This window comes from Brucella tritici, assembly GCF_902825325.1.
Taxonomy (GTDB): Bacteria; Pseudomonadota; Alphaproteobacteria; order Rhizobiales; family Rhizobiaceae; genus Brucella.
The window spans coordinates 1-25,227 of sequence record NZ_CADEAR010000009.1; the positions used below are offsets into that span (position 1 = coordinate 1).

The following is a 25,227-nucleotide window of genomic DNA, read 5'->3' on the forward strand; positions in this document are numbered from 1 at the left end:
CATCGAATGCACCTTCTGCCGCCTCAAGGATTGGAGGCGCGTCGCGACACGATATGACAAGCTCATGATTAACTTCGTGGCGACCTGCTACATCGCCGCCATCGTCACATGGTGGATCAATTGAGTCTGGAGCCTAGGGCGCGCGCAAATCCACTCAGGTTGGGGGAATGTTTCCGAAAGCCGAATGGGCACTGTTGCGTGCTGTTTCAGGTGTTTTTTATCCTTGGTTGGATAATCCTGACTTACAGTATAATCATACTATTTTTCTGTAATTATGGTCATTTTTATTCCGAATTATACTAATTCGGATGATGTCGCAGCTGATTGCATATTTGTCGCAGCCCGTTCCTGTAATTGACTGGAACGGGACTACTATTGTCTTCAGGCTGGTCGATTGTCTCCTTCTTCAAGCAGTGTCGGACAGCTTTCCGAGTTTGTCGTGCAGCCCTTCAAAAAAATCATTCAGGGGGACGGTTGCTGGACGGACGATTGAGATGAATTCACGGCTGTGGGTGGACATGTCGGGAAATGACCTATATAGAATCAAGAAATCTATCGATAATCATTCCATGCGGACCGTTTGCGGAACGCAGATCGCGTGCGAGCACTTTGCGCTGGAATGAAGTTCTGTCAATGTTAAAAAGGAGATTAAGTCCGCCAGCACAGCGGGGTTAAACTTAATGCATGGTATTTTATACAAGGAAGAAAGTATGAAGTCGCCGGCTGAGACGAAAATAAGCTTGAAGAGCGTTTTTAAAGTCTTCGGCGATGATCCGGAGCGTGCAATGCAGGAATTGCGCGCAGGTAAATCAAAAACCCAGATTCACAGCGAACTCGGCGCAACAATCGGCGTCGATGATGCGACCTTCGACATCTATGAAGGCGAAGTATTCGTTATTATGGGCCTCTCCGGCTCAGGAAAATCTACGCTTCTGCGTCTGCTCAATCGCTTGATCGAACCAACTGCGGGTTCCATCGAAGTGGATGGCCGCGATATCGTCAAAATGACGAAGCGTGAGCTGATCGATCTTCGCCGTCGCGACATGAGCATGGTATTCCAATCTTTCGCGCTCCTGCCCAATCGTTCGGTCCTGAATAATGCATCCTTCGGTCTTGAAGTGGCCGGAATGGGTGAGGCGGAACGTCACCAGAAGGCGCTAAAAGCACTCGCTGCCGTCGGGCTCGAGCCTTATGCCAACAGCATGCCGGATCAGCTTTCGGGCGGCATGAAACAGCGTGTCGGACTGGCGCGTGCTCTAGCGAGCGAGCCGACCATTCTCTTGATGGACGAGGCTTTTTCCGCCCTTGATCCGCTGATCCGCACCGAAATGCAGGACGAATTGAAGCGGCTTCAGGCAGAACACAGCCGGACGATTATTTTCGTCAGCCATGATCTGGACGAAGCGATGCGGATCGGTGACCGTATCTGCATCATGCAGCACGGCAAGGTTGTGCAGGTGGGGACACCGAACGAAATCGTGTCCGCACCGGCCAATGATTATGTCCGTTCCTTCTTCCGCAATGTCGATGTGTCCCGCGTTTTCAAGGCCGCCGATGTGGCGCGCGAGGACGAGCTGATCGTCTTCGAACCCGAACAGCTGGCAACAGCGCTCGAACGTTTTGATGCGAGCGGGAAGACATTCGGTGTGTTGATCGATGCAGATCGCACATATCGCGGCATGGTCAGTCGTGACGCCCTGGCAAAGGGTATCGCAGTGCAGGGCGGCGAGAGACTGGATAATGTCTCTGCTATCGAAGCCGGAGCGCCGCTTTCCGGATTGCTGACGCAGGTGGCGGAAAGCCCCTGGCCGGTTCCGGTCACTGATCGCCAGAACCGTTATGTCGGTGCTATCAGCAAATCGGCCTTGCTTGAAACGCTTGGTCGCGCGGGTTGAGACCTGCGCGCCAACGGCCTTTTGCCTGATGAAGGCAGAATTGGTCCAATCCAGAAGAAATACGGAAATGGACGGTAAAACATGGATTTGAATTTCAGTGTCGGCGGATGGGCGGATGTTGTGGTCAACTACATTCTCGACCACTTTACGCCCGCGCTTGATATGATCGCGGCCGCTATCGGTTTTGTGACCGACGGTATTCAGAATGCTCTTCTCGCTGTCCCGCCGTTAGGCGGGGTTGCAATTCTCACGCTGCTCGCGCTTTGGCGTGTGGGGTGGAAGTTCGCGATATTCACGGCTCTCGCATTGGGACTCATCATCCACATGGAATTGTGGACGGGCACGATGGAAAGCCTCTCTCTGGTGCTTGCATCAACGGTTATTGCTGTTGTGATCGGTATTCCGCTCGGCATCGCCATGGCCCGTAGCGATACGGTGGCTTCGATCGTGCGTCCTGTGCTCGATCTCATGCAAACGATGCCTGCGTTCGTCTATCTTATTCCGGCAGCAATGTTTTTTGGCCTCGGTGCCGTGCCCGGAACGATTGCGACGGTGATTTTTGCGATGCCCCCAGTCGTGCGTCTGACCAATCTCGGTATCCGGCAGGTGCATGCGGAGTTCGTTGAAGCGGGGCTCGCCTTCGGCTGCACATCCCGGCAGCTTCTGTTCAAGGTGCAGCTTCCAAACGCCATGCCATCGATCATGGCCGGCATCAACCAGACGATCATGCTGTCGCTTTCTATGGTGGTGATCGCGTCGATGATCGGTGCAGGTGGCCTCGGCAATACTGTGTTGACCGGCATCCAGCGCCTCAATGTGGGCCTCGGCTTTGAGGGTGGTCTCGCAGTAGTCATTCTGGCGGTCATTCTCGACCGCATTACCCAGAGCTTCGGCAAAAGCGGGGCCGGATTTTTCAAGCGGCTCGCATCTCTAAGGAAGGCGGCGGACGCTCAGTCCGCCTCATCCTTTCGCAAGCAGGAAGCATGAAGAAAGCAGAAACAATAACCAAGAATAACAATGGGAACTGATACCAATCGAAAAGGAGAAGCTATGTTAGGCAAACTAACCAAATTCGGTCTGGCGGCAGTTGTGGCGGGAACGATGACCATGGGCGCAGCATTTGCGCAGGACGGCAAGCCGGTGAAAATCGGCTGGGCACCCTGGTCGGATGCCGAATTCGTCACCAAACTCGCCAAGAAGCTGATCGAAGACAATCTCGGCCAGAAGGTTGAGCTGGTTCAGACGGACGTGGCCCCACTTTATCAGGGCGTGAGCCGTGGCGATATCGACGCCATGATGATGGCCTGGCTGCCGGAAACGCATGCCGACTATTACAAGCGCATTGAAGGCAAAGTCGAGAACCTTGGCCCGCTCTATGAAGGGGCCAAGCTTGGCTGGATCGTTCCGGCTTACATTCCGGAGAGCGAAATCAGCTCTATCGAAGATCTGAAGAAGCCGGAAGTCCGCGAGAAGCTGAAGGGCGAAATTCAGGGGATCGATCCGGGCGCAGGCCTCACTCGTCTATCACAGGAAGCGATCAAGAAATATGGGCTGGACTACAAGCTCAACATTTCGAGTGAAGCGGCCATGTTGACGACGGTTGATCGTGCCACGCGTTCTGATGGCTGGTTCGTGGCAACGTCGTGGAGCCCACATTGGATGTTCGGCAAGTACAAGCTGCGTTACATTGCCGATCCTGAAGGCGCACTCGGCGGTGCCGAACATATCGACGCCATCGCGCGCAAGGGCTTCAAGGAAGACAATCCGAAGGTTGCTTCGCTGCTGACCAAGATGAGCATTCCGATCAGCGAGCTCGAAGCTGCGATGTTCGATGCGCAGGAAACGTCCTATGAGAAGGCCGTCGATAAATATATCGCGGACCACCCGGACCGCATAAAGGAATGGCTGGCTGAGTAATCAGCTCGGTAAGAAAGCCCCGGTTTTCCGGGGCTTTTTCATATCCTATCCTCTTCGAGCAATCAGAATCCCCGATATCACGATGATACCGCCCAGAGCCTGCAACATGCCGATGGGTTCCGACAGGATAGTCCAGGCAAGAAACGCCGCGACGACCGGTTGTAGAAGCAGGGTGAGTGACGAAAATGATGCCGGAAGATAGGCGAGGGCATAAGCGATCATGCTCTGGCCTGCGGCATGGGTTACCCATGCGAGGCCTGCGAGAATAAGCCAGCCATAGAGCGTAGCAGGCAGTATCTGACCTTCCGTGAAATACGCAACCGGCAGCGAAAAGACGGCGGCAATTGCGCTGCTCCACAGCATGATGCGCATGGTGGAAAAGCGGCTGCGCAAGCGGCCAACCGAAAGGATGTAACCGGCATAGAAGACTGCGGCCAGAAGCGCCATCGCATCGCCGGATGATTGGGACTGGAGAAGCTCGCCCGGTCCACCCTTTAGCACGACGACGCCAATGACAGCGACGGCAAGGCCGATCATGAAGGACGTGTTCACGCGCGATTTGAAAAGCAGCCATGCGCCGAGTGTCACGAAAATTGGTGCCATATTGGCAAGCAGCGTGGCATTGGCAACGGATGTCATGTGCAGCGACAAGTGCCAGGCACCCAGATCGAAAGCGATGAACAGACCGGGCAGGGCGAGGCGTAGGCAGTCTGACAAAGTGAGTGGCGCTGCATCCTTCTCGTCGCGCCGCTCGCGGCCATCCATGAGCACCAGCGGTAAAACTGCCAGTGCAAGACGCCAGAAGCCTGTTGCGAGCGGACCCACCTCGGAAAGCCGGACAAAGATCGGCGAACTGCCGATAGCGATTCCGCCAACGATCAGAGCGGTCATCGCCAGACGTTGCGCATTGGTAGGAGCGGGGCTTGTGGCAGTGGTATGCGACATTTTCAAACTCAAGGTTACGCCGAAAATGTTCCGCTGCCCGCGCAATGCACGCAGCTAAAAAACGACTGTCGGCTTTGGACTGAACTGGCCATGGAGAATGTCGAGCACACTTCTTCCACTATCCGCGTTCCGAATATTGTTCTTCATGTCGCAAAAGAATGGGAATAGAGAAAATTTTACCCGCGACATTGATATGACGCGGGCTTGCTTATTCCTCTTTGAGGGAGGCGTCCAGCATTGGGTTATGGCAGAAACCGGAAATTTCATCACGTTCTGTTCAATAGATCGCAAGTTCTATGAAAAAGCGCCCTGGAGGGGCGCTTTCCAATTATCAGCGAGAATAGGGCGAATAGCACTGTCTGCGCGGCCCATTATAGGGCTGGAATGTATTGTCGGACGAGCGATAGGACCGGTAGCGGTTATAGCACCATTGTACATGCGCATTTGACATCCGCGGTGCGCGATAAACAGGGCGAGGCTGGCTTATTGCGCCGCCAATGATCGCCCCTGCACCGAACGCGGCCAGTGGATACCACCACCCATCGCTATGGCGACGATAGCCGTGGCGATAATGCCGATAGCCACGATGTCCGTTCCAATGTCCCGGCCGGCTGGGCCTGTGGCCATCATAGTGACGCGGCGGGCGGCGATGGTCGCGCACCTGCTCGACATTCTGGTTGATGGCCGGGCGGTCCAGATTCATAGGGGCAGCCATCGTCGGCGCGATGGACGTTGCTCCAAAAATTACGGCGAACGCCCCGACACAGGTTTTTTTGAAGATATTCACGTGCAACCCTCCGTCTTAGATGATGAGGGTAAACGCTTGAAATATCGATTTGTTCCCGCTTTTCTATGAACCCAAAAGCCGGGCTTGCACAGTTCCGGGCGGGGTTAGACAATTCGCAAAATGAAAGGGAGCAGGCTCCTCCCCAAGAACCTGCTCCCCAATGCATCGCCCCCCGCCATAGGTGGTGCGATGCTTACCTCTCGTGGCTTTTGCCATGTCTGAATTCAGCGTGTCAGACCTTATCTTCGAGTGCAGCATTTAGCAACTTCAACGCGCGTTCTTTTGTCAATTCAATCGGATTGCCGCCAGCAGTTGGATCGACGATGGCCATCTCGGCAATCAGGTCCTTCCGGGCGTCGTCCATTTCGAGACCCTTGATGAATTCAGGGAGTGTGTTGGGGACCCCCAGATCGCTCCGTAATTTCATGATGGCGGCCAAAAACCCATCAAAACCGCCCTTGATGCCGAGATAATCGGCAAGCCGTTCTATACGCTTTTCGATGGCAGATCGGTTCTGAAGCAGGACATAGGGCATGAAAACCGCATTCGTCATGCCATGATGGGTATCGTAGAGGGCGCCGATGGGATGCGACAGCGAATGAATCGCGCCGAGCCCTTTTTGGAAGGCTGTTGCACCCATCGCGGCTGCCGCCATCATGTTTGCCCGCGCTTCAATATTCTTGCCATCGGCATAGGCGGTGGGAAGGTTTTCAAAAACCAGACGGATACCTTCCACCGCGATGCCATCAGCCATCGGATGAAATCCCGGAGCGCAATAGGCTTCAAGGCAGTGCGCCAGCGCATCCATGCCTGTACCTGCGGTGATGAAAGGCGGCATTCCGGTGGAAAGCTCGGGATCGGCAATGACTGTGACCGGTAGCATCTTCGGGTGGAAAATGACCTTCTTGGTATGGGTCGCTTCGTTGGTTAAAACGCCTGCGCGGCCAACTTCCGATCCGGTGCCAGCGGTGGTGGGTACGGCAATGATCGGCGCAATTGCTTTGCTGTCGGCGCGGGTCCACCAGTCACCAATGTCTTCGAAATCCCAGACCGGTCGCGTCTGTCCTGCCTGGAAGGCGATCAGCTTGCCAAGATCCAGCGCCGAGCCGCCGCCGAAGGCGATGACGCCGTCATGCTTGCCGCTTTTGAAGACCTCAACGCCCGCATAGAGATTGCTTTCGACCGGGTTCGGCTTCACGTCGGAGAAAACCCCATGTTTCACACCGGCTTCGTTCAGAATAGCAAGCGTGGACGCCACCACAGGAAGTTTCGCCAAGCCGGGGTCAGTCACAAAGAGCGGGTTCTGAATGCCGGCGGCCTTGAGGACAGCAGGCAATTCCTTGATGCGGCCTGGGCCAAAAAGCACGGTGGTGGGGAAATTCCATTTGGCAGTCAAAGTGGTCATGTCGATTGCTTTCCAGAAATTCAATTCAGATCAGATTTTCTCACGCAGGTGGAAGGATTTCGGCCGCGTGAGATTGCCGTAGCCGATGGATGACAGGGCAGCGCCCTTGCCAGTGTCTTTCACCCCGGTCCAAACAAGTGCGGGATCGAGATAATCACAACGGTTCATGAAAACCGTGCCCGTTTCGATACGGTCGCCGAGAGTAGCGGCGTGGTCCGTGTCTGCCGTCCAGAGCGAAGCTGTCAGGCCATAGATACTGTCGTTCATCAGCGCGAGGGCTTCCTCGTCGTTGCGCACTTTCATGATACCGACGATGGGGCCAAAGCTTTCTTCACGCATGACACTCATCTGGTGATCGACATTGGTGAGCACTTCCGGCGCGACATAGGGAGAACCTGCGCGATCATCCTCGACACTCATACTGACGTGAGCTTTCGCACCCTTGCGCAAGGCTTCCGCTTTCTGCTCGCGGATAAGATCGGCAAAGCGCGCCTGTGCCATTGGGCCGAGCGTCGTTGAACTATCCAGCGGATTGCCGACCACATATTGCTTCGTCAGGTCGATGAATCCGTCGACGAAGCGGTCATAGACTGCTTCATGAACATAGATGCGCTCGATCCCGCAGCAGCACTGGCCGGAATTGAAAAAAGCACCATCGACCAGATTGGCGACGGCATGGTCCAGATTGACATCAGGAAGCACATAGGCTGGGTCCTTGCCGCCGAGCTCCAGCCCGAGTGTCATGAAGGTGCCTGCAGCAGCCTTTTCGATGGCGCGGCCCCCGCCGACCGAGCCGGTGAAATTCACGTGGTCGATCGTGCCGGATGCGAGCAGCTTTTCCGTCGATGCGTGATCGAGAACGATGTTCTGGAAAACACCCCTTGGCAGCCCGGCCTTCTCGAACGCGTTTGCAAAGCGTTCACCGGCCAGAAGCGTCTGGGTTGCGTGCTTGAGGATCACGGTGTTCCCGGCCATAAGTGCGGGAATGATCGTGTTCACCGCCGTGAGATAAGGATAATTCCACGGCGCAATCACCAAAACAACGCCGAGCGGCACGTGCTTCACATACCGACGGAAACCATCCTTCTGTGTGGGCACATAAGGTTTCAGCGCCTCTTCGGCGATGTCGATCATATATTGACCGCGTTCCTGCACGCCGCCGTTCTCGCCGCCATAACGCGTTGGTCGTCCCATCTGCCATGCGATTTCGGGGATAATTTCGTCCTGCATTCCGGCGAGCGCATCCAGCGCGGCCCGGCAATAGCTTGCGCGCTCATTGATACTCAGCTGAGCCCAACCGATTTGCGCGTCGCGTGCAGCCGCCACCACTGAGGCGATTGCAGCCTCGCTTAAAAAAGGACGCTCGGCATAAACCGAGCCGTCTATCGGAGAGATGATCTTGGCCGTGCCGCTCATCTGCAATTTCCTTTGAAGTCTGGCATTGCGTTATTCATTTCGGGATCGGTCGCGCGGGTCAATAGCGCTCGAACCCGCGATGCAGCTCCCAGTCGGTTACGCGCCGATCATATTCGATCTGTTCCCAATGGGCGGTATGGACGTAGTGGTTGACGACCGCTTCCCCGAGAGCCTCCTTGAGGAACGCGGAGTTTTTGAGCGCCTGTGCGGCTTCGCGCAGCGTGTACGGAATTTCCTTCAGTTTTACCGCACTATAGGCATCGCCGACGAAGGGCTCGTCGAGTTCCAGTTGTTCATCGATTCCCTGCAGGCCCGATGCGATGAGCGCTGCAAAAGCCAGATATGGATTGAGGTCAGCGCCGCCGATGCGGCATTCGATGCGAATGCCTTTCGTGCCTTCTCCACAAAGGCGAAAGCCCGCTGTGCGATTATCCTGACTCCACATGATTTTCGTCGGTGCAAAGGTGCCTGCCTGAAAGCGCTTGTAGGAATTGATATAGGGCGCCAGGAAATAGGTATAGTCGGTGGCGTATTTGAGCTGTCCGGCCACCCAGGAACGCATAAGCGGCGTCATGGTATAGGGCGCTTTCGGATCGAAAAAGAGCGGCTCCTTGCCGTCGGCGCTCCAGATGGAATTGTGCACATGGCTGGAGCTTCCAGCCTTGCCGTAATCATACTTGGCCATGAAGGTGATGCATTTCCCGTGCGCTTCAGCGATTTCCTTCATTGCGTTCTTCATGATGACATGGCGATCCGCCATTTCGAGAGCTTCGGCATAGCGCACATTCAGCTCTTCCTGTCCCGGACCCCATTCGCCCTTGGAGTTTTCTACCGGAATGCCTGCTGCTGCGAGCTGGTTGCGCATTGCACGCAGGACCGGCTCCTCCTTGGTGGTCAGGTGGATGACATAATCCTGCACATAAGGCGAAGCCGTTTCCATATCCTGCCAGTGCTTGGCGCGGGCCGTCTTGTAAGTCTCGTCGAAGAGGTAGAATTCAAGCTCGGACGCGAAATAAGCGCGATAGCCGCGCTCGTGCAGGCGTGCGAGCTGCTTCTTGAGGATAGCACGCGGGGAATGCGCCAGATCCTGATGATCGTGGTGATCGAGCACGTCGCAAAGCACGATGGCGGTCTTTTCCAGCCATGTGGCGACGCGCAGGGTCGAAAGGTCTGGTTTGATGACAAAATCACCATAACCCTTGTCCCATCCGGCGGCCTCATAGCCCGGCACCGGCTCCATATCGATATCGTCGGCAAGGAGATAGTTGCAGCCATGGGTCTCGTCGTAACCAGATTCCACGAAGAACTGTCCGTAGAAGCGTTTGCCGATCAGGCGTCCCTGCATGTCCACAAAACATGCGAGCACCGTATCGATTTCATCGTTTGCAACGGCTCGTTTCAATGCATCGAAAGTCAACTGTTCGGCCATTTATGCTCGCTCCAGAACGGAAAAAAGTGATGGACGCGGCACAGTGTGCCGCGTCCAAAATTCTCATGCGTAGCGGTAAGGTGCGCCCGCACCTCGCATGGTTTCTTGATATTTTTTCAGGATCGCGACGACTTTGGCGTTGCGTTCGCTCTTCTGCGCGATGTCGTCCCAGAATTCCTGTGCAGCATCTTCGATCTGGTTCCATTCCGATTCCGGAATAGTCGTCAGTTCCAGCTTTCCGCCGGTGGTGCGATAATGAGCCTCGCCCCACCAGTACCAGTGCTGGCGGTAATAGTGCGACGAATCCATCGCCAGCTTGAACAGGGTCTTCAGGTGATCGGGCACGGCTTCCCATTTCTCGGTATTCGCGAAGTAGGAACCAGCCCATGCACCGTTGATGTTGTTGGTCAGATAGTACTTGTTGATGTCTGCCCAGCCGACCGTATAGGCCTCGGTCGCGCCACACCACGCAACGCCGTCGAGCTCGCCGGTCTGGATTGCGACTTCGATATCCTCCCATGGCAGCGTGACTGGCACGACGCCGAATTTGGTCAGGAAGCGCCCGCCGGTCGGGAAGGTGAAGACCCGAAGCCCCTGCAGGTCAGCGACGCTGCGGATCGGTTTGGTGGTCACGAAATTGCAGGGGTCCCAGGAACCGGCGCTGAGCCAGGTAACCCCCGGAATTTCCTTATAGGCTTCTTCCCAGATTTCATTGAGCCCATACCAGTTGAACAAGGCTGGTACATCGAGGCTGTAGCGTGATGCGAAGGGGAAGTAAGCCCCGAACACTGCGACATCGACGGGAGACGCCATGGAGTCGTCGTCGCTTTGCGCAGCGTCGATTGTGCCGGACTGAACGGCACGGAACAGCTCGCCCTGCGGCACGAGCTGGTCGGCAGTATAAAGTTCAATCACCATATCGCCATTGGCAGCCTTGTTGAAGGCGTCGATAGACGGCTTGATGACGTGCTCTGCAAGTGCCGGACCTGCATAGGTCTGGAGCCGCCATTTGATCGGGCTTTGTGCCCTGACATACGGCGTTGCAAGTGTGCTTGCACCCAGCGCGCCGACGGTCGTCAGCCCGGCCTTCTTGAGAAAATCGCGTTTGTTAAGCTTGCTATTCTCACTCATGCCCATTCTCCCACTCTTGTTTGAGTTCACCCTTTATTTGTCCCGGTCTGGCCCTTCGAGCTCTTGTCACCGGCGTATGCGCATTCTCCCGTAATTATCGTCATCGTCCTGTGTACCAGTTGGGCAACCACATCGCGATCTGTGGAAAGATCATCAAGATGATGATGGTCAGCACCATGAGGAAGAAGAACGGCACGATTGAACGATAGATATCTATCAATGTGACTTCCTTTGGTGCCAAGGCTCGCATCATGAACAGATTGTACCCGAAAGGCGGCGTGATATATGCGATCTGGCAGGTGATCGTGTAGAGCACGCCGAACCAGATGGCGTTAAAGCCAAGGCTCTTGACCAGCGGTATGTAAAGCGGCGCCACAATGACCAGCATTGCTGTGTCATCAAGGAACATGCCCAAGATGATAAACGAAAACAGCATCAACACGAGGATCGTCCATGGCGACAGATCGAAAGTATGGAGCAATATGCTTTCGATGGCTTTCACCGCCCCGAGACCGTCATAGACCGACGAGAAGCAAAGCGCGGCCAGAATGATCCAGAGGAACATGCAAGTGACCGTGAGGCTGTTCCGTGTCGTGGTTTCCCAGACAGTCTTGTTGAGGCGCCCGGTGAAAAGTGCGGCAAGTGTCGCGAGCAACGCGCCGACGGCGGAGCTTTCCACAAGGCTGGTAACGCCCGAGAGGAACAAGCCCATCATTGCGCCAAACACGACGAGCGGCAGAATGCCTGCGCGCAGCGTGACAAAACGATCGTGCCAAGTGATTTTGTCCAGTTCTTCTTTCGGCAGTGTCGGCCCGAGTTCAGGCTGGAAACGGCAGCGTATATAGATATAAATCGCAAAGAGTGCGGCCATGAGAAGACCGGGGCCTATGCCCGCGAGCCAGAGCTGCAAGACCGGCTGCCGGGCAATCATCGCATAGAGAACGAGCACCACGCTTGGCGGAATGAGAATGCCGAGCGAGCTGCCAGCCTGAATGACGCCCGTTACCATAACCTTGTTGTAGCCACGCTTGAGAAGCTCCGGCAGGGCTACGGTCGCGCCGATGGCCATGCCCGCAACACTCAGGCCGTTCATGCAGGAAATGATGACCATCAGGCCGATCGTACCCAGTGCCAGACCGCCGCGAATGCCGCCGAACCACACGTGGAACATGCGATAGAGATTGCTGGCAATGCCCGATTCCGAGAGCATGTAACCCATGAAGACGAAGAAGGGTACCGTGATAAGCGGATACCAGTTCAATACCGCAAAAGTGGCATTATACGGCATCTCGAACGAGCCTTTGCCCCAAAGCAGGAGAGCGGCGAGCGAGCCGACAAAACCGATCACGCCAAATACGCGCTGCCCGGTCATGAGCAGCACCATCATGGTTGCAAACATGAAGAGCGTTATGAATTCCGAACTCATATGTGATGCCCTTCCTCAATGGCAGGACCCGCGATGGTGCTGATCGGCTTTCCACGCAGGGAGGCCCAGTCCTTGAAGAAATTGGAGACGCATTGCAGCAACAGCAGGAAAATACCGACAGTCATGATGAGCTTGATCGGCCATAGAAGCGGAGCCCAAGCGGTATAGTTTTTCTGGTTGTAAACGATGGCGTAGTTGGTCGATGAAATGCCACCAGCGACCATCACGCCGAGATAGAAGATGATGAACAGGATGGTGATCATGTCGGTGATCATTTTCCTGCGCGGTGAAAGACGGTCGAAGAACAAGTCCATACGTACATGCGCGCCTTGCTGCATGGCGTAGGCGCCGCCGAGCAGATAATAGGCGGAGAGCAGAAACTGGGACATTTCCAAGACCCAGTTGACCGGCACGCCGAGAACCACGCGTGAAAAAGTCGAATATAGAAGGCAGGCGCCGAGTACGAAGAAGAGATACATCGCAAAGCGCCCGACATAGTAATTCACTGCATCAACATATTTGACGAACAGTCTGATCGGCTTCGGCATTTCCGGCTCCTTCAGGCTTTCTGTTCCGTGTTGTGGGGGCCAATTGCTTTCGCAATGTCCTTCAATATCGTTGCAAGTTTTTCGGCCCAGCCTGCCTGCGCCGGACCATCGGCAATCTCATTGTTGCGAAGTTCGATCATCACGCACGGCGCATTGCGCGGGCGGGCGTGCCGCTCCAGTGTGTAATAGACGCGGTCGGCTGGCGAGTAGGGTTCGTTCACGCCGACATTGAGGTTCAGGTCTTTCTGCAGCGCGGCAACAAGCGGTTTGCCAATCCGGTCATCTTCATCGTGAATGATACCGATCTGCCAGGGGCGGGGGACGTCGCGATAAATGGGCGTAAATGAATGGATCGTCACGATCCACGATGGCAATCCACTTCGCGCGCGCTCTGCAATTACGTGTTCGACAGCAGTGTGGAATGGACGATGTGAAAGATCGATGCGCGCCAGACGTTCCATGGAATCGAGAGCGTGGTTTCCGGGAACCACGGTTGTCTCGCTGATTTCCGGAATGAGATCGTGAGCGTCGAGAGGACGATTGCAATCGATCAACAGTCGCGAAAGCTGGCTTTCGACGAGAGGCGCGTTAAGAGACGTAGCGAGATGCCTTGCGACTTCCACCGCGCCGGGGTCCCAGGCGATATGTGCCCGCAATGCATCGGCGTTCAGTCCGAGCCCGTCGAAAGTCTCGGGAATGAAATTGGATGCGTGTTCGCAGACAAAGAGATAGGGACTTTCCCCATCCTTGTTAAAGACAGAAACAGGCTCGCACGAAGCCGTGCGATGTTCTCGCTCGTCCGTCATTCTGTTTGTTCCCCGCGCTGTAACTTATGTTACGTTTTTCCAATTATGCGCTATTGCGGATTATTTGATACGTCCTATGATTATTTGTCAAACACAATTTCGCCCAAATTCAAAAAGGGCGTTCGGGAACGGAAAGTGCTGTGCCGGTGCATGCAAGCGTTGCGGAACTGATCAATGAACGGATCGATACGATGCCAGCGGGCGAGCGCAGTGCCGCCCAGACGCTGATCGCCAATTACCCGATGCTGGGACTAAAAACTGTCGCGGAGTTTTCCGGCTTGGCCGGTGTCAGCTCCCCAACAATATTGCGCTTTGTGAACAGGCTCGGGTTTCAGAGCTATCCTGATTTTCAAGCGCGCTTGCAGGATGAACTCGCGGCTCAACTGCAATCACCGCACCACCGCAACGAACAGCCGGGAACCGGGCGAGACACAGCCTATCCGGCGGTGGAACATACGCTTGAGAATATTCGTGAAAGTTTCCGGCATTTGGGTGCAAAGCAGTTGCGGCAGGCCGTGTCGGCTTTGAGTGACGCCAAGGGCAATGTCTATCTGATTGGCGGGCGCTTCACTGACCCCATTGCGCAATATATGGCGGCGCATATGACGGTCATTCGCCCGCATGTCTTTCACTTGGGCGGACAGGAGAGCGTGTGGCGTGACCGTCTTCTCGATATGGGAAAGCGTGATGTTCTGGTGGTTTTCGATATTCGTCGTTATCAGGACAGTCTTTTGAAACTGGCTGAGACGGCAAGGTCACGAGGCGTGGAAGTCATCCTCGTGACCGACCAGTGGCTTTCACCGATTGCACGCGTGGCGCGCCATGTTCTGGCGGGACGTACGGCCGTACCGTCAGCCTGGGATTCTTCGGCAGCGCTCTTTGTGCTGGCGGAAACGGTCATTCGCGAAATGACCAGAATGCTTGAAAAAGACAGTGCCGCCCGCATCGCGGAACTTGAAGGATTACGCTGAAAGGGTTGTCGGTACGCGTTTTATTCCAACCCACAGGCCCGCAGAAATAGCGCCGAAACCTCTTTCTCGATTCGTTCAAGGTCGAGCGGTTCGTCCTTGTTGAGTTCCATCATGCTGCGAACCTGCGTTTCAAAGTCGGCATAATGCTGGGTGACGGCCCAGATATGCATCTGAAACAGTAGGGGATCGACAGGTTTGATCCGACCATCATCCACCCACGACTGGATGAGTTTCACTGCATTATGGGTCGCTGCGACGTGCTTTTTCCAATGGCGGCTCAGATATGGAGCACCATTGGCAATTTCGGTGGTGAAAAGGCGCGAGGCTTTGGGGTTTTTCTGGCTATATTCGAGCTTGGCGCGGATATATTGGCGGATCACCTTGGCAGGGTCGTCTTCGGTACTGGCCCCGAGGAATATGTCTTCCCATTCTTCGAGGATGTAGACGATGATATCCTCGTAAAGCTCTTCCTTGCTCGAAATATAGTAGTGCAGTTGCGGCTTGGTGAGACCGGCGCGGTGCGCAATGCCTTGCGTGGATGCCCCCGCAAGGCCTTTTTCGGCAAATTCATCGATCGCGGCAGCCCGTATTGCACCGAGAATGCGCCGCCTGCGTCCGAGAACCTTGTCCCGTCCGGTCAGTTCGGTGTCGTCATTCTCGTCGCCGTTGTTCATTCATGCCTGCCGCGATTGAGGAGGGGTTATTGCCCCAGCTTTTTCTTGATGTCGAGCCCCACGCCCTTGTTTACGAAGGCATCGGTCGCGACCTTGCTCATGTCGAGTTCGTCGCCGCTGACAATCCCTGCCTTGCGGGCGAGTTCGTAGAACGCCTTGACGCGATCCATCGAGATTGCCCCAATTCCCTTTTCGAGCGTATCGCCACTGTCGATAAGCTGAAGGTTCTTGATCCGCTCCAGTTCCGCATCGAGCGTTTCCTTGCTCATATCCGGATTGTCTTTCAGGATCAGTTCATAGGCTTTACTGCGGTCGCCGTAGAGGAAATTGGTCCAGCCTTCCACGGAAGCGCTGACGAAGCGCTGTACCAGATCAGGGTTCTTTTCGATCAGATCCTGACGGGTTTCGATTGTATTGCCGTAAGTGCTGTAACCGTAGTCGGCGAGGAGATAGGTCGTAACCTTAGCGCCTTCCTTTTCTGCATAGATCGGCTCGGCGGTCGCATAGGCCTGCTGGACAACTTTCTTGTCGTTGAGGAACTGGGCGAGGCTATAGCCATAAGGGCGCAGCTGTTCGTCCTTGAAGCCAAAGTCCTTGACGAGCCATGGCCAGAACGAGAACTGGCCATCCTTCGAAATCAGGATCGTTTCGGCATTGGTCAGATCCTTGAAATCCTTGTACGCACCTTCGTGTGCCATCAATGCCTGCGGGTCTTTCTGGTAGAACGCGGCAACAACCGTCGTCGGCACACCGTTGGCGACGTTGTTGAACGACAGAAGCAGGTTTCCGGTCAGCAGGAAGTCGAGGCGGCCTGCCGCAAGCATTGGGCGATTGTTGACCTGGGGTCCGCCCATTTCGATTTGCACGTCGAGGCCGTATTTCTCATAGGTGCCGTCGGCAAGGGCTTGATAGAATCCGCCGTGACCTGCTTGAGCGAGCCAGTTGGTGCCGAGCGTCACCTTGTCGAGTGCATAGGCCATCTGTGCGGAAAGGCCCATGGAAAGTGCGGCTAGCGCCGCAACCAGTGTCTTTTTCATTTGGTTCCCCTTGTTTTAATCAGTCAAAGCCATGTCAGCGGTCCAGCCGCGCGTTTTGCCCGGATTGAGCAAGCCGTACGGGTCGGCTTGCTTCTTGAATTCGATCTGCACACTATCGATCTCCTTCATCCCGCCGTCCTCAATGGTGTAGGCATGCGGATCGTAGATATCGCAACCGTCAACCTGCTCCAGTTGCTTGATCAGGCGGTACATCTCGTCACGGCCCTCAAAGCGAACAAGCGGAAGCGCGAAAATCTGCACTTCGCCTTCAAGACGGGCCATTTCGTGATGCATATATTGTGTTTCGCCGTAGCGCTCGATCTGGCGTGTCACGACATCGACGTCGAAAGGACGCGGATAGGCGACCTGAAGATAGGTCCAGCCTTCCTCGGCTTTCAACGCCTGCAAGGTTGTATGGTTCCAGCCACATTCATAGGCGGGTTGCAGCCCGTTTTTGTGTAACTCATCCAGCGTCATGGCGAAGGAAACCTTGCCGCCAAATTTGGTGGCGAGCGCTTCGAAACGGGCGATTTCTTCCGGGGCGATCATGGCAAAAACCGCATCCTTGTCAGATGGGAACAGATCGCCGAACTTGGTGTAAAAGCGCGAGAAACGGCGATCAACCGTGGTCAGAAGATAGCAGTCGAGATTGTCTTCCAATGCCTTGAGACAAAAGTTGAGCGTGGCCTCGTAACTATCGAAAAGCGCTGCGGTATGTATCCAGTCGGTCGCCTTGGTAAGACCGATTTCCAGCTCCAGAATGATGCCGTTGGTGCCATAGGCATGCTGGACTTTATGAATGTCGCGTCCGGTTAGTTCGATAATTTTCGGCTCTGGTTCGACAGTCAGAACCTTGACCGAATAGACATTGCCATCGTCGCGCAACATGCCGTGACGCAGCGAGCCGATGCCGCCTGAACCGCCTGAGAAAAAGCCACCAATCGTGGCGATGCGGCGGGTCGACGGATACATCAACAATTCCTGACCGGTTTCGCGCACGGCATCGTCAAGGCGTGAAATGCGAGCACCGCCTTCGACACGAACCTTGCCGGGTTCAATGGAAATGATGCGATCAATCTTGGTCATGTCGAGAATGACGCCGCCTTCAAGCGGAACGCATTGGCCGTAATTGCCGGTACCTCCACCGCGAACAGTGATCGGAATACGCAATTTTGCGGCGGCTGCCGCCACGCGACGCACCTCATCCTGATCTTTCGGGATGACGACGAGGTCGCCGACATAATGGCCGATATCTTCGGTCAGGATCGGGCTGTACCAGAAATAATCGCGGGACCGCAGCTCGACCTGCTTTGGGTCGTCATAGATGCGGATACCTTCAATTTCGGCGCGAAACGCGGCCCAGTCATAGATGCGCTGTGGTGCGGCAGAATTCATGGGGTTCTCCGATTAACTTTTTTTGCCATCGCGCCAGACGACGCGACGCGCCTGCGGGCGGCTGATGAGATCGTTCAGGTCTATTGCGTCGTGCCAGACAAAGCTGGCCACGCCACCTGTCTGTGGTTGCTGTACGCATTCACTGCCAATAAGGCGGGCGGGCAGGGTGGTGATGCTGTCGAGCCAGTCCTGCGGCTCGATATGGCAGACTGGCGCTGCGAGACGAAGAATGGCGAGCGGGTCGTAATCGCCATAGGGATAGAATGCATCGCGGACATTGTCGGAACCGAGCATCACATCCATGCCTGCTGCGCGCGCTTCCTTCAATGGTGCAACACCGCGCAGGCGCGGAGACTTTCCGCCGATCCGGTCTTGCAGATAGAGGTTTGTCGAGGGTAGCGAAACGAGTGCCGTGCCTGCTTCTGCGGCAGCGTCCAGGATGCGCTGCAGTTCGTCCGGCTTGCGCAGTGACAACGAGCAGGCATGACCGCACAGCACCCGACCAGCCATGCCGTGGCGTTTGGTTGCCGATACTATCATCGAAAACCCGTCTGCTTCGACATCCAGACCTTCATCGACATGGAAGTCGAGATTGAGATCATGCTGCACGGCGAGGCGGAACATCTCTTCGATTTTGGCTTCAAGATCGGCGTTGCGATAGAAGAACGCGCCGAAGACGCCGCCGTCTTTTGCAACGCGGACCACTATTTGCCTGCCTGCTTCGAGCACAAGATCACCGTGGACAAGCGCTGCAAGCTGAAGGTCGATCCGGCCTTTCCATTCCTCGCGCAATTCATTGAGAACGGGCCAGGCAGTCGGCACTTCCGGCGCTGTCCAGTCGACATGGCTGCGCATAGCGCCGACGCCCTGTTCGAATGCAGCCTCAAGCCCGTTGCTTGCGCGGGTGCGGATATCTTCCGCACCCCAGTTCTTCCGGTCCGTGCCCATCAGGTCTATGGCGTCGAACAAGCAATCCACTCTGGCGCTGCCATTTTCTGCAATGCGCTGGATCGTGAACGTCTTGTCGAGGTGGACGTGGACATCCGCGAAAAGCGGGGTGACCAGCCCGCCGCCCACTGTCTGCGACGGCACAAGCGAGACGATGCGGTCGCTTTCGATCTTGATGTCGTAGTGTCCGGAAAGTCCGGCTATGGCCACGCCAGTCAGCATCTTAGCGCTCGCGACGGATTTCGCTTTCGTGCCAACGCCCGAGGACGAGGCGCGACAGCCAGCTCGTGATGAGGAAGATCACAATGCCGAGCAGCGAGACGAGGAAAAGTGCCGCAAACATGCGCGGAATTTCGTTGCGGAAGCTCGATTCCAGAATACGCGAGGCAAGACCTGTGCTCTGGCCTGCTGTACCGGCAACGAACTCAGCCACGACTGCACCGATCAGCGATAGGCCACCGGCGATTTTCAGCGCGGCCATGAAATAGGGTAGTGCGCTCGGTGCCAGCAGATAGCGCAGGCGCTGCCATGGAGAAGCGCGGTAGAGCTTGAACAGATCGCGCAGATTGTGGTCGGCGCTGCGCAATCCAATTACCGTGTTGGAGAGGATCGGGAAGAACGCCACGATCCATGCGCAGATCAACAGGGCTGAAAATGTATCGCGCACATAGATCAGGATGAGCGGTGCAATAGCGATGACCGGCGTGACCTGAAGAATAACGGCGAAGGGAAAGAACGCCATTTCTATCGGGCGTGACAAGGCGAAGATCATGCCGAGCAGAACGCCGCCAATAATGGCACAGGCGAGCGAGATCAGGGTCAGCTTTACGGTAAACCACATGGACGCCATCAGGGACGGGCCATCTTTGAAAAGCGTTTCGGCAATGAGCGATGGCGCGGGGATCAGGTAGTGCGGCACCTGATAGTAACGGACGAAACCTTCCCATATGCCGAGCGCGATGATGATTGCCAGTGTCGGCATGACGATGCGCAAGGTGCGCTCGCGCCGGGCGAGGCGGTCCTGTTCGGAATTGAGAACGGGCAGTTCGTTTTGCATCTGGTTCATTTGCATGTCCTCAGTGATCTATATCTTCAGAGGAAAGCGTCGCGGTCAGTGCATCGGAAACCTTGGCGCAATATTTTGCGTAAGCATCCGTCGTGCGATAGTTTTCAGCACGGGGATATGAGCCGATGATCGGTATATCGGCAACGACGCGCCCCGGTCTTGCCGCCATGACGATGACACGGTTCGATAGATAGACCGACTCGTACACGCTGTGGGTGACGAAGATCACCGTCAGGCCATGTTCCTGCCAAAGACGCAGCACATCGTTGTTAAGCTTGAAGCGCGTCATCTCGTCGAGCGCTGCAAAAGGTTCATCCATCAAGAGAAGACGTGGACGTGTAACCAGCGCGCGAGCGATGGAAACGCGCATTTTCATCCCGCCAGACAGCTCGCGTGGAAATGCCTGGGCAAAACGTGACAGGCCGACCTGTGCCAGAGCTTCTTCAACACGCGGGGTTGCTTCCTTGCGGGAAATTCCAGAAAGCCGCAGCGGCAAATAGACATTGTCGAAAACGCTGGCCCACGGCATCAGCGTCGGTTCCTGAAAAACGAAACCGATATCCTGTGCGCCGACCGGACCCTTGCCAGGAGCATGGCCGTTGACGCGGATATCACCGGCGGAAATCGATTCCAGACCGGCGATCATGCGTAGCGCCGTACTCTTGCCGCAGCCCGAAGGGCCGAGAAAACTGACGAACTGGCCTTGTTCGATCTTGAGCGACATGTCGCTCACAGCCATCACACCAGTGCCATATTGCTTGTAGACGCCGTCGATCGCGATCAGAGAGGACGGAACTTGCGAGTTGGGGGCCACGCTCATTGTCCTTATCAGGCGGGTTGCCAAGCGGGTTGATTGTCGAGCCAGGAAAGCGGGGCTCGTTCGATCTCCGCCAGCACTTCGACCAAGCGCTCGGCGGCAAAATCGATGGTCGCTCGACCTTTTTCGGCCGTCGCGAGCGTGGCGTCGCCAGCGGCGCCATAAGGATTGATATCCTGAATCTGCCAGGCAGGCTTTGCGCCGCCGCTCAGTGAAAGATGCTTGAAATCACTTGCAAAAGTTTCCGTAAGGGTACGGAAATCCTGTGCTTTCGACATGTCGACAAGATCGGGATGCATTTCCAGCATCACCGAGGTTTCCATGTCACCGGCATGAATGCCGTGCTTGGCGTCGTGGTCGCTGTAGACGCCCTCCGGCATTCCAAGGCCGAACCAGTTGATACTCACCACCATCATATCGTGACGAATGCGAAGTTCGCGTGCCACGATATCCATGACGCTGATCTGGCCGCCATGGCTGTTGAGAAGCGCCATCTTGCGAACGCCGCTTGCTGCCACGCAACCACCGATTTCGCACCACATGCGTATGATCGTCTCTGCCGAGAACGTCAATGTGCCGGGGTAAAGACTGTGCTCATTGCTCTTGCCGATGGCCTGCGTCGGCAGGAAAAGCGCGTGGCTTGTTTCAGGCAGGCGGGCGATTGTTTCCTTCACCATGCCGTCGACAATGGCGGCATCGACCGCCAGCGGCAGGTGAGGTCCGTGCTGTTCAATTGCGCCGACGGGCAGAACCGCCACAAGCTTCTCGCGATCGAGGCGTGAGAATGCCTCGCTCGTATAATCGGACCAATATCGTTTCAAGATTGCAACTCCTACACGCTCGGGCCAAGGGCGTTAGAGCGCATCCCGAAAAGTGTGAAACGGTTTTCGGAACAAGATGCGCGTCAAACCAGATTTGATGCATCCTACTAAACAATCTGACCGATCGGTCAAACTAAATGTTTTAAATATTCGAATTGCGTGCAATTAAGGTGTGAATCCGTGGCTATTTGGCCACGTGGCGGGCCGCGACAGGTTTATGATGTGCGGAAATTTCCGGAGGTCCTATGGACGACAGATGCATTATCATTGGGGCTGGCCATGCCGGTTCGCAGGCCGCTATCAGTCTTCGGCAGGAAGGCTATGCAGGCGAAATCGTTCTCATCAACGATGAAGCCGACATTCCCTATCATAAGCCGCCGCTCTCCAAATCTTATCTGAAAGCTCCGGAAGGCGGCGGTCTGGTGCTGCGCCCGGAAGCCACCTATCGCGATAACAATATCGAGATGCTGTTTGGCCCTCATGTTGATGCCGTATCGATTGCCGACAAGACAGTCAGGCTTGATGACGGGCGCATCTTGAACTGGTCTGAACTGATTTTCGCGACCGGCGCACGTGCCCGCATTCCCAATGTGCCGGGTGTCGAGCTTGACGGTGTCTTTACGCTGCGCCGGATGGAAGATGCACGCCGCATCGCAGCAGCAATGCCGAATGTCGAGAACGTCGTCATTATCGGCGGCGGTTTCATTGGCCTTGAGATGGCCCATAGCGCAATCGCACTCGGCAAAAAGACGGTTCTGATCGAAGCCGCGCCGCGTGTGCTGGGTCGTTCGGTTGCAACGCATATCTCCGCGCATGTAGAAGCGCGGAGCCGTGCCGCCAATATCACACTTTTAACCGGTCTCGGTGTAGCGGCAATCGAGGGTGAGAATGGCCGTGTGACGAGCGTGAAAGCAGCGGACGGAACGATATTCCCGGCGGATATGGTCGTGATCGGCACTGGTGCGGCGCCAAACGTGGAGCTTGCAGTCGCAGCGGGGCTTGCGATCGACAACGGGATTGTTGTGAACGAGCATCTGCGCACGTCTGCCAGCCATGTCTACGCCATTGGCGATTGCGTGAGCTATGATCATTTTCACGCCGGTCGCCGGGTGCGGCTGGAATCGGTGCAAAACGCGACCGATCAGGCAAAGCATGTGGCGCGCACCATTGTCGGCCGCGAAGCACCGTTTCGGGAGGTCGCCTGGTTCTGGTCCGATCAGGGCGATATGAAGTTGCAGACGGCAGGCCTTTCCTTCGATGCCGACCGGCACATCCTTTCGGGAAATCCAGAAGAAAACGCATTCTCCATCTTCCACTTTGCCGGTGACAGGCTTTTGGCTGTCGATTCCATCAATCGTCCAGCGGATCATATGATCGCGCGCCGTCTGCTGGCCGCAGGTATTAATCCGACCGAGGCCGATATTGCAGCCGGAGCCACACGACTGAAAGAAATGCTGGCTGCAGCGCCGAAATCTTGAGGAATCATTATGAACAGTTTGAAATATCTGCTGCCCGCTGACATGGCGGCGCCCTTTGCCGCCTACAGTCATGGCGTCAAGATAGAAGCCGGTGCTGAAATGATTTTCTGCTCCGGTCAGCTTGGCATCGCGTCCGATGCCAGCGTGCCGGAAGATGCAGGCGCTCAGGCCGAACTCTGCTTCGAGAATATTCGCCGTATCCTGCGCGATGGCGGTATGGAGCTTTCCGATGTCGTGCGTATCAATGCCTACGTCACGGACCGGGCGTATATGCGTCCTTATATGGACGTCCGCGACAGGCTGTTTCCGCAGCCTGCGCCAGCCTCGACGCTGATGATCGTTTCGGGTTTCACGCGTGAGGAATTCAAGGTCGAGATCGAGGTGGTTGCGGCCAAGTAATTTGTTATCGCCGCGCCGTCAAAGCGCCGCAACATTGCGTATCGCCATTGCCTGAAAGGAATGGTAGGGTTGTCCGACATCCTCCATTCCCTTCAGGCCCATTCATGTCCAAAATTCAACCTTCGGCTTCATCGCCGGAAACTTCGCCGCGTTCGTCTGCACGATTGGCGGAACTGGCGCTTGCCATCGGCGGCTTCGGTATAGGCACCGGTGAATTCGCGATTATGGCGCTGTTGCCCGATATCGCTCGCGATCTTAATGTGACCATTCCGCAAGGCGGCCATCTCATCAGTTCTTATGCGCTTGGTGTTCTGATCGGCGCGCCGGTGCTGGCCGTGATTGGCGCAAGGCTCGACCGCCGCAAACTCCTCTTCCTGCTTATGGGTCTGTTCGCTTTCGGTAATCTCGCAAGCGCATTCATGCAGGACTATGGCGGTCTTTACATGATGCGCTTCGTTGCGGGTTTTCCCCACGGAGCCTATTTCGGCGTGGCTTCGCTTGTCGCTGCATCATTGGCGGAACCGGGCAAACGTGCTCAGGCTGTAGGGCGGGTCATGATGGGGCTGACTATTGCCACATTGTGCGGGACGCCGCTTGCGACTTCTCTCGGTCAGATCGCCGGATGGCGTGCAATGTTCGGGTCGGTTGGCTTGATTGCAATCCTGACTATGGTGCTGGTCGCGATCTATGTGCCCAAACAACCTGCGGACGCGGGAGCGTCACCCTTGCGCGAACTGGGAGCATTTCGCCGCAAGCAGGTCTGGCTGACGCTCGGAATCGGTGCCATTGGCACTGGTGGCCTATTTTCGGTCTTTACCTATGTTGCGGCGACAGTCACCGAGGTTTCGCATGTCGATGTGAAATGGATGCCTTTCGTCTTCGCGATGTTCGGCCTCGGCATGGTGCTTGGCAATATAGTGGGGTCGCGACTGACGGATCGCTCTGTCATGGGAACGGTTGGCTTGGTGCTGCTCTATGATATGGCAGTCATGCTGGTATTCCCCATCCTCATGCAGCATCCGGTGACAGCATTTTTGAACGTGCTTCTGGTCGGAGGTGGATTTGCGCTCGTCCCTGCCTTGCAGACGCGCCTGATGGATGTGGCGGCGGACGCACAGACGTTGGCCGCAGCCCTCAACCATTCCGCCCTTAATCTTGCCAATGCGTTGGGAGCATGGCTCGGCGGGCTGGCGGTTGCATGGGGTTATGGCTGGACATCGACGGGTACGGTCGGTGCGTTGCTCGCATTGTCCGGCCTGGTCGTCTTCGCAATCTCGGCTGCGTTCGACAGGCGCGGTGCGGCGAGGCTCGCCTCGCAAGAAGTTTAAACACTCCACAAACGAAAACACCCGTCGCGGGAGGAGGCGACGGGTGTTTTATGGGGAAGACCGGACTTGGGAGGAGGATATCCGGTCTTGAATCACCGAGGGAATGGGAGGAGGAGAAAACACCCCGGTGATATTGGGAAAACTGTAGGACCGCGCGGTTATAGAGATTCGCGATCCTTGAAGAAGGCCGATGCCTTCCGAAGGTGCTATTAGCGAGCAGCGGCCTTGCGTGCGACGAACGGGATTTCCGAAGGCAGGATGCCAAGGTCGTTCAGTTCACGTGGGCTCAGGCGGCTCAGTTCGTTTACGGTGTTACGGTAACGGCGCCAGTTGTTGTACGAGCGGATCAGGTTCATTTCTCTCACCTAGTAAAATCTTATCTCTTTGTTGCAAACAGCATATAGGCTCGAAGCATTTCGAATTGGAGAGACAGATTTGCATAGCTGCAATGCGTTAAAGCTTGTCAGTTGCACGGCTTCTGCGCAGCTTGGTCATCATGCGATCACAATCATCTGTCCAAGTGGGGAAATCGCCAGAATTCAGTTGCTTGGGCGGCTAACTGGTTAAAACTTCTTTAAAAATTTGCCG

Annotated in this window: 24 protein-coding genes and 1 pseudogene; 8 read left to right on the top strand and 17 right to left on the bottom strand. The window is 55.8% G+C overall.

Annotation, left to right across the window (positions count from 1 at the left end):
* The 4 genes and pseudogenes from HWX93_RS14165 to HWX93_RS14180 form a co-directional block, all read left to right on the top strand.
* Nucleotides 1-124: pseudogene (locus tag HWX93_RS14165) on the top strand (IS5/IS1182 family transposase); the annotation flags it as partial.
* A 586-nt stretch (nucleotides 125-710) separates the two neighbouring features.
* Entirely contained in the window at nucleotides 711-1,895 is a 1,185-nt protein-coding gene (gene proV, locus HWX93_RS14170; RefSeq protein ID WP_176037681.1) for a glycine betaine/L-proline ABC transporter ATP-binding protein ProV, read from the top strand.
* A gap of 81 nt (nucleotides 1,896-1,976) precedes the next feature.
* Entirely contained in the window at nucleotides 1,977-2,882 is a 906-nt protein-coding gene (locus HWX93_RS14175; protein ID WP_109986398.1) for an ABC transporter permease, read from the top strand.
* 63 nt (nucleotides 2,883-2,945) lie between these two features.
* Nucleotides 2,946-3,812: a glycine betaine ABC transporter substrate-binding protein gene (locus tag HWX93_RS14180; RefSeq protein WP_109986399.1), complete on the top strand. Its 867-nt coding sequence runs from the start codon at nucleotides 2,946-2,948 to the stop codon at nucleotides 3,810-3,812.
* Between the two features lie 45 nt (nucleotides 3,813-3,857).
* Here HWX93_RS14180 and HWX93_RS14185 read toward each other — a convergent pair whose 3' ends face one another.
* From HWX93_RS14185 to HWX93_RS14225, 9 genes are all read right to left on the bottom strand, one after another.
* Complete coding sequence (locus tag HWX93_RS14185; protein WP_176037682.1) at nucleotides 3,858-4,757, bottom strand: DMT family transporter; 900 nt, start codon at nucleotides 4,755-4,757, stop codon at nucleotides 3,858-3,860.
* Nucleotides 4,758-5,088: 331 nt separating this feature from the next.
* On the bottom strand, nucleotides 5,089-5,544 hold the full coding sequence (locus tag HWX93_RS14190) for a BA14K family protein (RefSeq protein WP_176037683.1): 456 nt from the start codon (nucleotides 5,542-5,544) through the stop codon (nucleotides 5,089-5,091).
* Nucleotides 5,545-5,776: 232 nt separating this feature from the next.
* On the bottom strand, nucleotides 5,777-6,949 hold the full coding sequence (locus tag HWX93_RS14195) for an iron-containing alcohol dehydrogenase (RefSeq protein ID WP_176037684.1): 1,173 nt from the start codon (nucleotides 6,947-6,949) through the stop codon (nucleotides 5,777-5,779).
* 30 nt (nucleotides 6,950-6,979) lie between these two features.
* On the bottom strand, nucleotides 6,980-8,365 hold the full coding sequence (locus HWX93_RS14200) for an aldehyde dehydrogenase family protein (protein WP_176037685.1): 1,386 nt from the start codon (nucleotides 8,363-8,365) through the stop codon (nucleotides 6,980-6,982).
* Between the two features lie 58 nt (nucleotides 8,366-8,423).
* A complete protein-coding gene (locus tag HWX93_RS14205) occupies nucleotides 8,424-9,794 on the bottom strand; it encodes a glutamine synthetase family protein (RefSeq protein ID WP_109986404.1) in 1,371 nt (456 codons plus the stop codon).
* Between the two features lie 63 nt (nucleotides 9,795-9,857).
* Nucleotides 9,858-10,925 (bottom strand): TRAP transporter substrate-binding protein, encoded by a 1,068-nt coding sequence (locus tag HWX93_RS14210; protein WP_176037686.1) that lies wholly within the window; start codon nucleotides 10,923-10,925, stop codon nucleotides 9,858-9,860.
* A 100-nt stretch (nucleotides 10,926-11,025) separates the two neighbouring features.
* On the bottom strand, nucleotides 11,026-12,351 hold the full coding sequence (locus HWX93_RS14215) for a TRAP transporter large permease (RefSeq protein WP_109986406.1): 1,326 nt from the start codon (nucleotides 12,349-12,351) through the stop codon (nucleotides 11,026-11,028).
* Nucleotides 12,348-12,899, bottom strand: a complete 552-nt coding sequence (locus tag HWX93_RS14220) for a TRAP transporter small permease subunit (protein ID WP_109986407.1) — start codon at nucleotides 12,897-12,899, stop codon at nucleotides 12,348-12,350. The genes HWX93_RS14215 and HWX93_RS14220 overlap by 4 nt, the downstream gene beginning before the upstream one ends.
* Before the next feature lie 11 nt (nucleotides 12,900-12,910).
* Entirely contained in the window at nucleotides 12,911-13,705 is a 795-nt protein-coding gene (locus HWX93_RS14225) for an N-formylglutamate amidohydrolase (protein WP_176037687.1), read from the bottom strand.
* Nucleotides 13,706-13,896: 191 nt separating this feature from the next.
* Here HWX93_RS14225 and HWX93_RS14230 point away from each other — a divergent pair, with 191 nt between their 5' ends.
* Nucleotides 13,897-14,676, top strand: coding sequence for a MurR/RpiR family transcriptional regulator (locus HWX93_RS14230; protein WP_231771610.1), 780 nt, complete (start codon nucleotides 13,897-13,899; stop codon nucleotides 14,674-14,676).
* Between the two features lie 20 nt (nucleotides 14,677-14,696).
* On the opposite strand, the gene HWX93_RS14235 is transcribed toward HWX93_RS14230, so the two are convergent.
* From HWX93_RS14235 to HWX93_RS14265, 7 genes are read right to left on the bottom strand one after another with little or no spacing between them, the layout of a single operon-like run.
* The gene (locus tag HWX93_RS14235; RefSeq protein ID WP_176037688.1) at nucleotides 14,697-15,350 is read right to left on the bottom strand and encodes a TetR family transcriptional regulator C-terminal domain-containing protein; all 654 of its coding nucleotides are present in this window, start codon (nucleotides 15,348-15,350) and stop codon (nucleotides 14,697-14,699) included.
* 26 nt (nucleotides 15,351-15,376) lie between these two features.
* A complete protein-coding gene (locus tag HWX93_RS14240) occupies nucleotides 15,377-16,387 on the bottom strand; it encodes an ABC transporter substrate-binding protein (protein WP_176037689.1) in 1,011 nt (336 codons plus the stop codon).
* A gap of 15 nt (nucleotides 16,388-16,402) precedes the next feature.
* The gene (locus HWX93_RS14245) at nucleotides 16,403-17,782 is read right to left on the bottom strand and encodes an FAD-binding oxidoreductase (RefSeq protein ID WP_176037690.1); all 1,380 of its coding nucleotides are present in this window, start codon (nucleotides 17,780-17,782) and stop codon (nucleotides 16,403-16,405) included.
* Between the two features lie 12 nt (nucleotides 17,783-17,794).
* Nucleotides 17,795-18,952, bottom strand: a complete 1,158-nt coding sequence (locus HWX93_RS14250; protein WP_176037691.1) for an amidohydrolase family protein — start codon at nucleotides 18,950-18,952, stop codon at nucleotides 17,795-17,797.
* Nucleotide 18,953: 1 nt separating this feature from the next.
* Complete coding sequence (locus HWX93_RS14255) at nucleotides 18,954-19,796, bottom strand: ABC transporter permease (RefSeq protein ID WP_176037692.1); 843 nt, start codon at nucleotides 19,794-19,796, stop codon at nucleotides 18,954-18,956.
* A 10-nt stretch (nucleotides 19,797-19,806) separates the two neighbouring features.
* Entirely contained in the window at nucleotides 19,807-20,616 is an 810-nt protein-coding gene (locus HWX93_RS14260) for an ABC transporter ATP-binding protein (RefSeq protein ID WP_176037693.1), read from the bottom strand.
* Between the two features lie 8 nt (nucleotides 20,617-20,624).
* Nucleotides 20,625-21,434 (bottom strand): creatininase family protein, encoded by an 810-nt coding sequence (locus HWX93_RS14265; protein ID WP_176037694.1) that lies wholly within the window; start codon nucleotides 21,432-21,434, stop codon nucleotides 20,625-20,627.
* A gap of 245 nt (nucleotides 21,435-21,679) precedes the next feature.
* Between HWX93_RS14265 and HWX93_RS14270 the strand changes: the two genes are divergently transcribed.
* From HWX93_RS14270 to HWX93_RS14280, 3 genes are all read left to right on the top strand, one after another.
* Nucleotides 21,680-22,912 carry an NAD(P)/FAD-dependent oxidoreductase gene (locus tag HWX93_RS14270; RefSeq protein WP_176037695.1) on the top strand — a complete coding sequence of 411 codons (1,233 nt, stop codon included), beginning with the start codon at nucleotides 21,680-21,682 and terminating at the stop codon, nucleotides 22,910-22,912.
* Nucleotides 22,913-22,921: 9 nt separating this feature from the next.
* Complete coding sequence (locus HWX93_RS14275) at nucleotides 22,922-23,311, top strand: RidA family protein (protein ID WP_176037696.1); 390 nt, start codon at nucleotides 22,922-22,924, stop codon at nucleotides 23,309-23,311.
* A 104-nt stretch (nucleotides 23,312-23,415) separates the two neighbouring features.
* The gene (locus HWX93_RS14280) at nucleotides 23,416-24,639 is read left to right on the top strand and encodes an MFS transporter (RefSeq protein ID WP_176037697.1); all 1,224 of its coding nucleotides are present in this window, start codon (nucleotides 23,416-23,418) and stop codon (nucleotides 24,637-24,639) included.
* A gap of 209 nt (nucleotides 24,640-24,848) precedes the next feature.
* Here HWX93_RS14280 and HWX93_RS14285 read toward each other — a convergent pair whose 3' ends face one another.
* Nucleotides 24,849-24,995: a DUF1127 domain-containing protein gene (locus HWX93_RS14285; protein WP_002965914.1), complete on the bottom strand. Its 147-nt coding sequence runs from the start codon at nucleotides 24,993-24,995 to the stop codon at nucleotides 24,849-24,851.
* Between the last annotated feature and the right edge of the window lie 232 nt (nucleotides 24,996-25,227).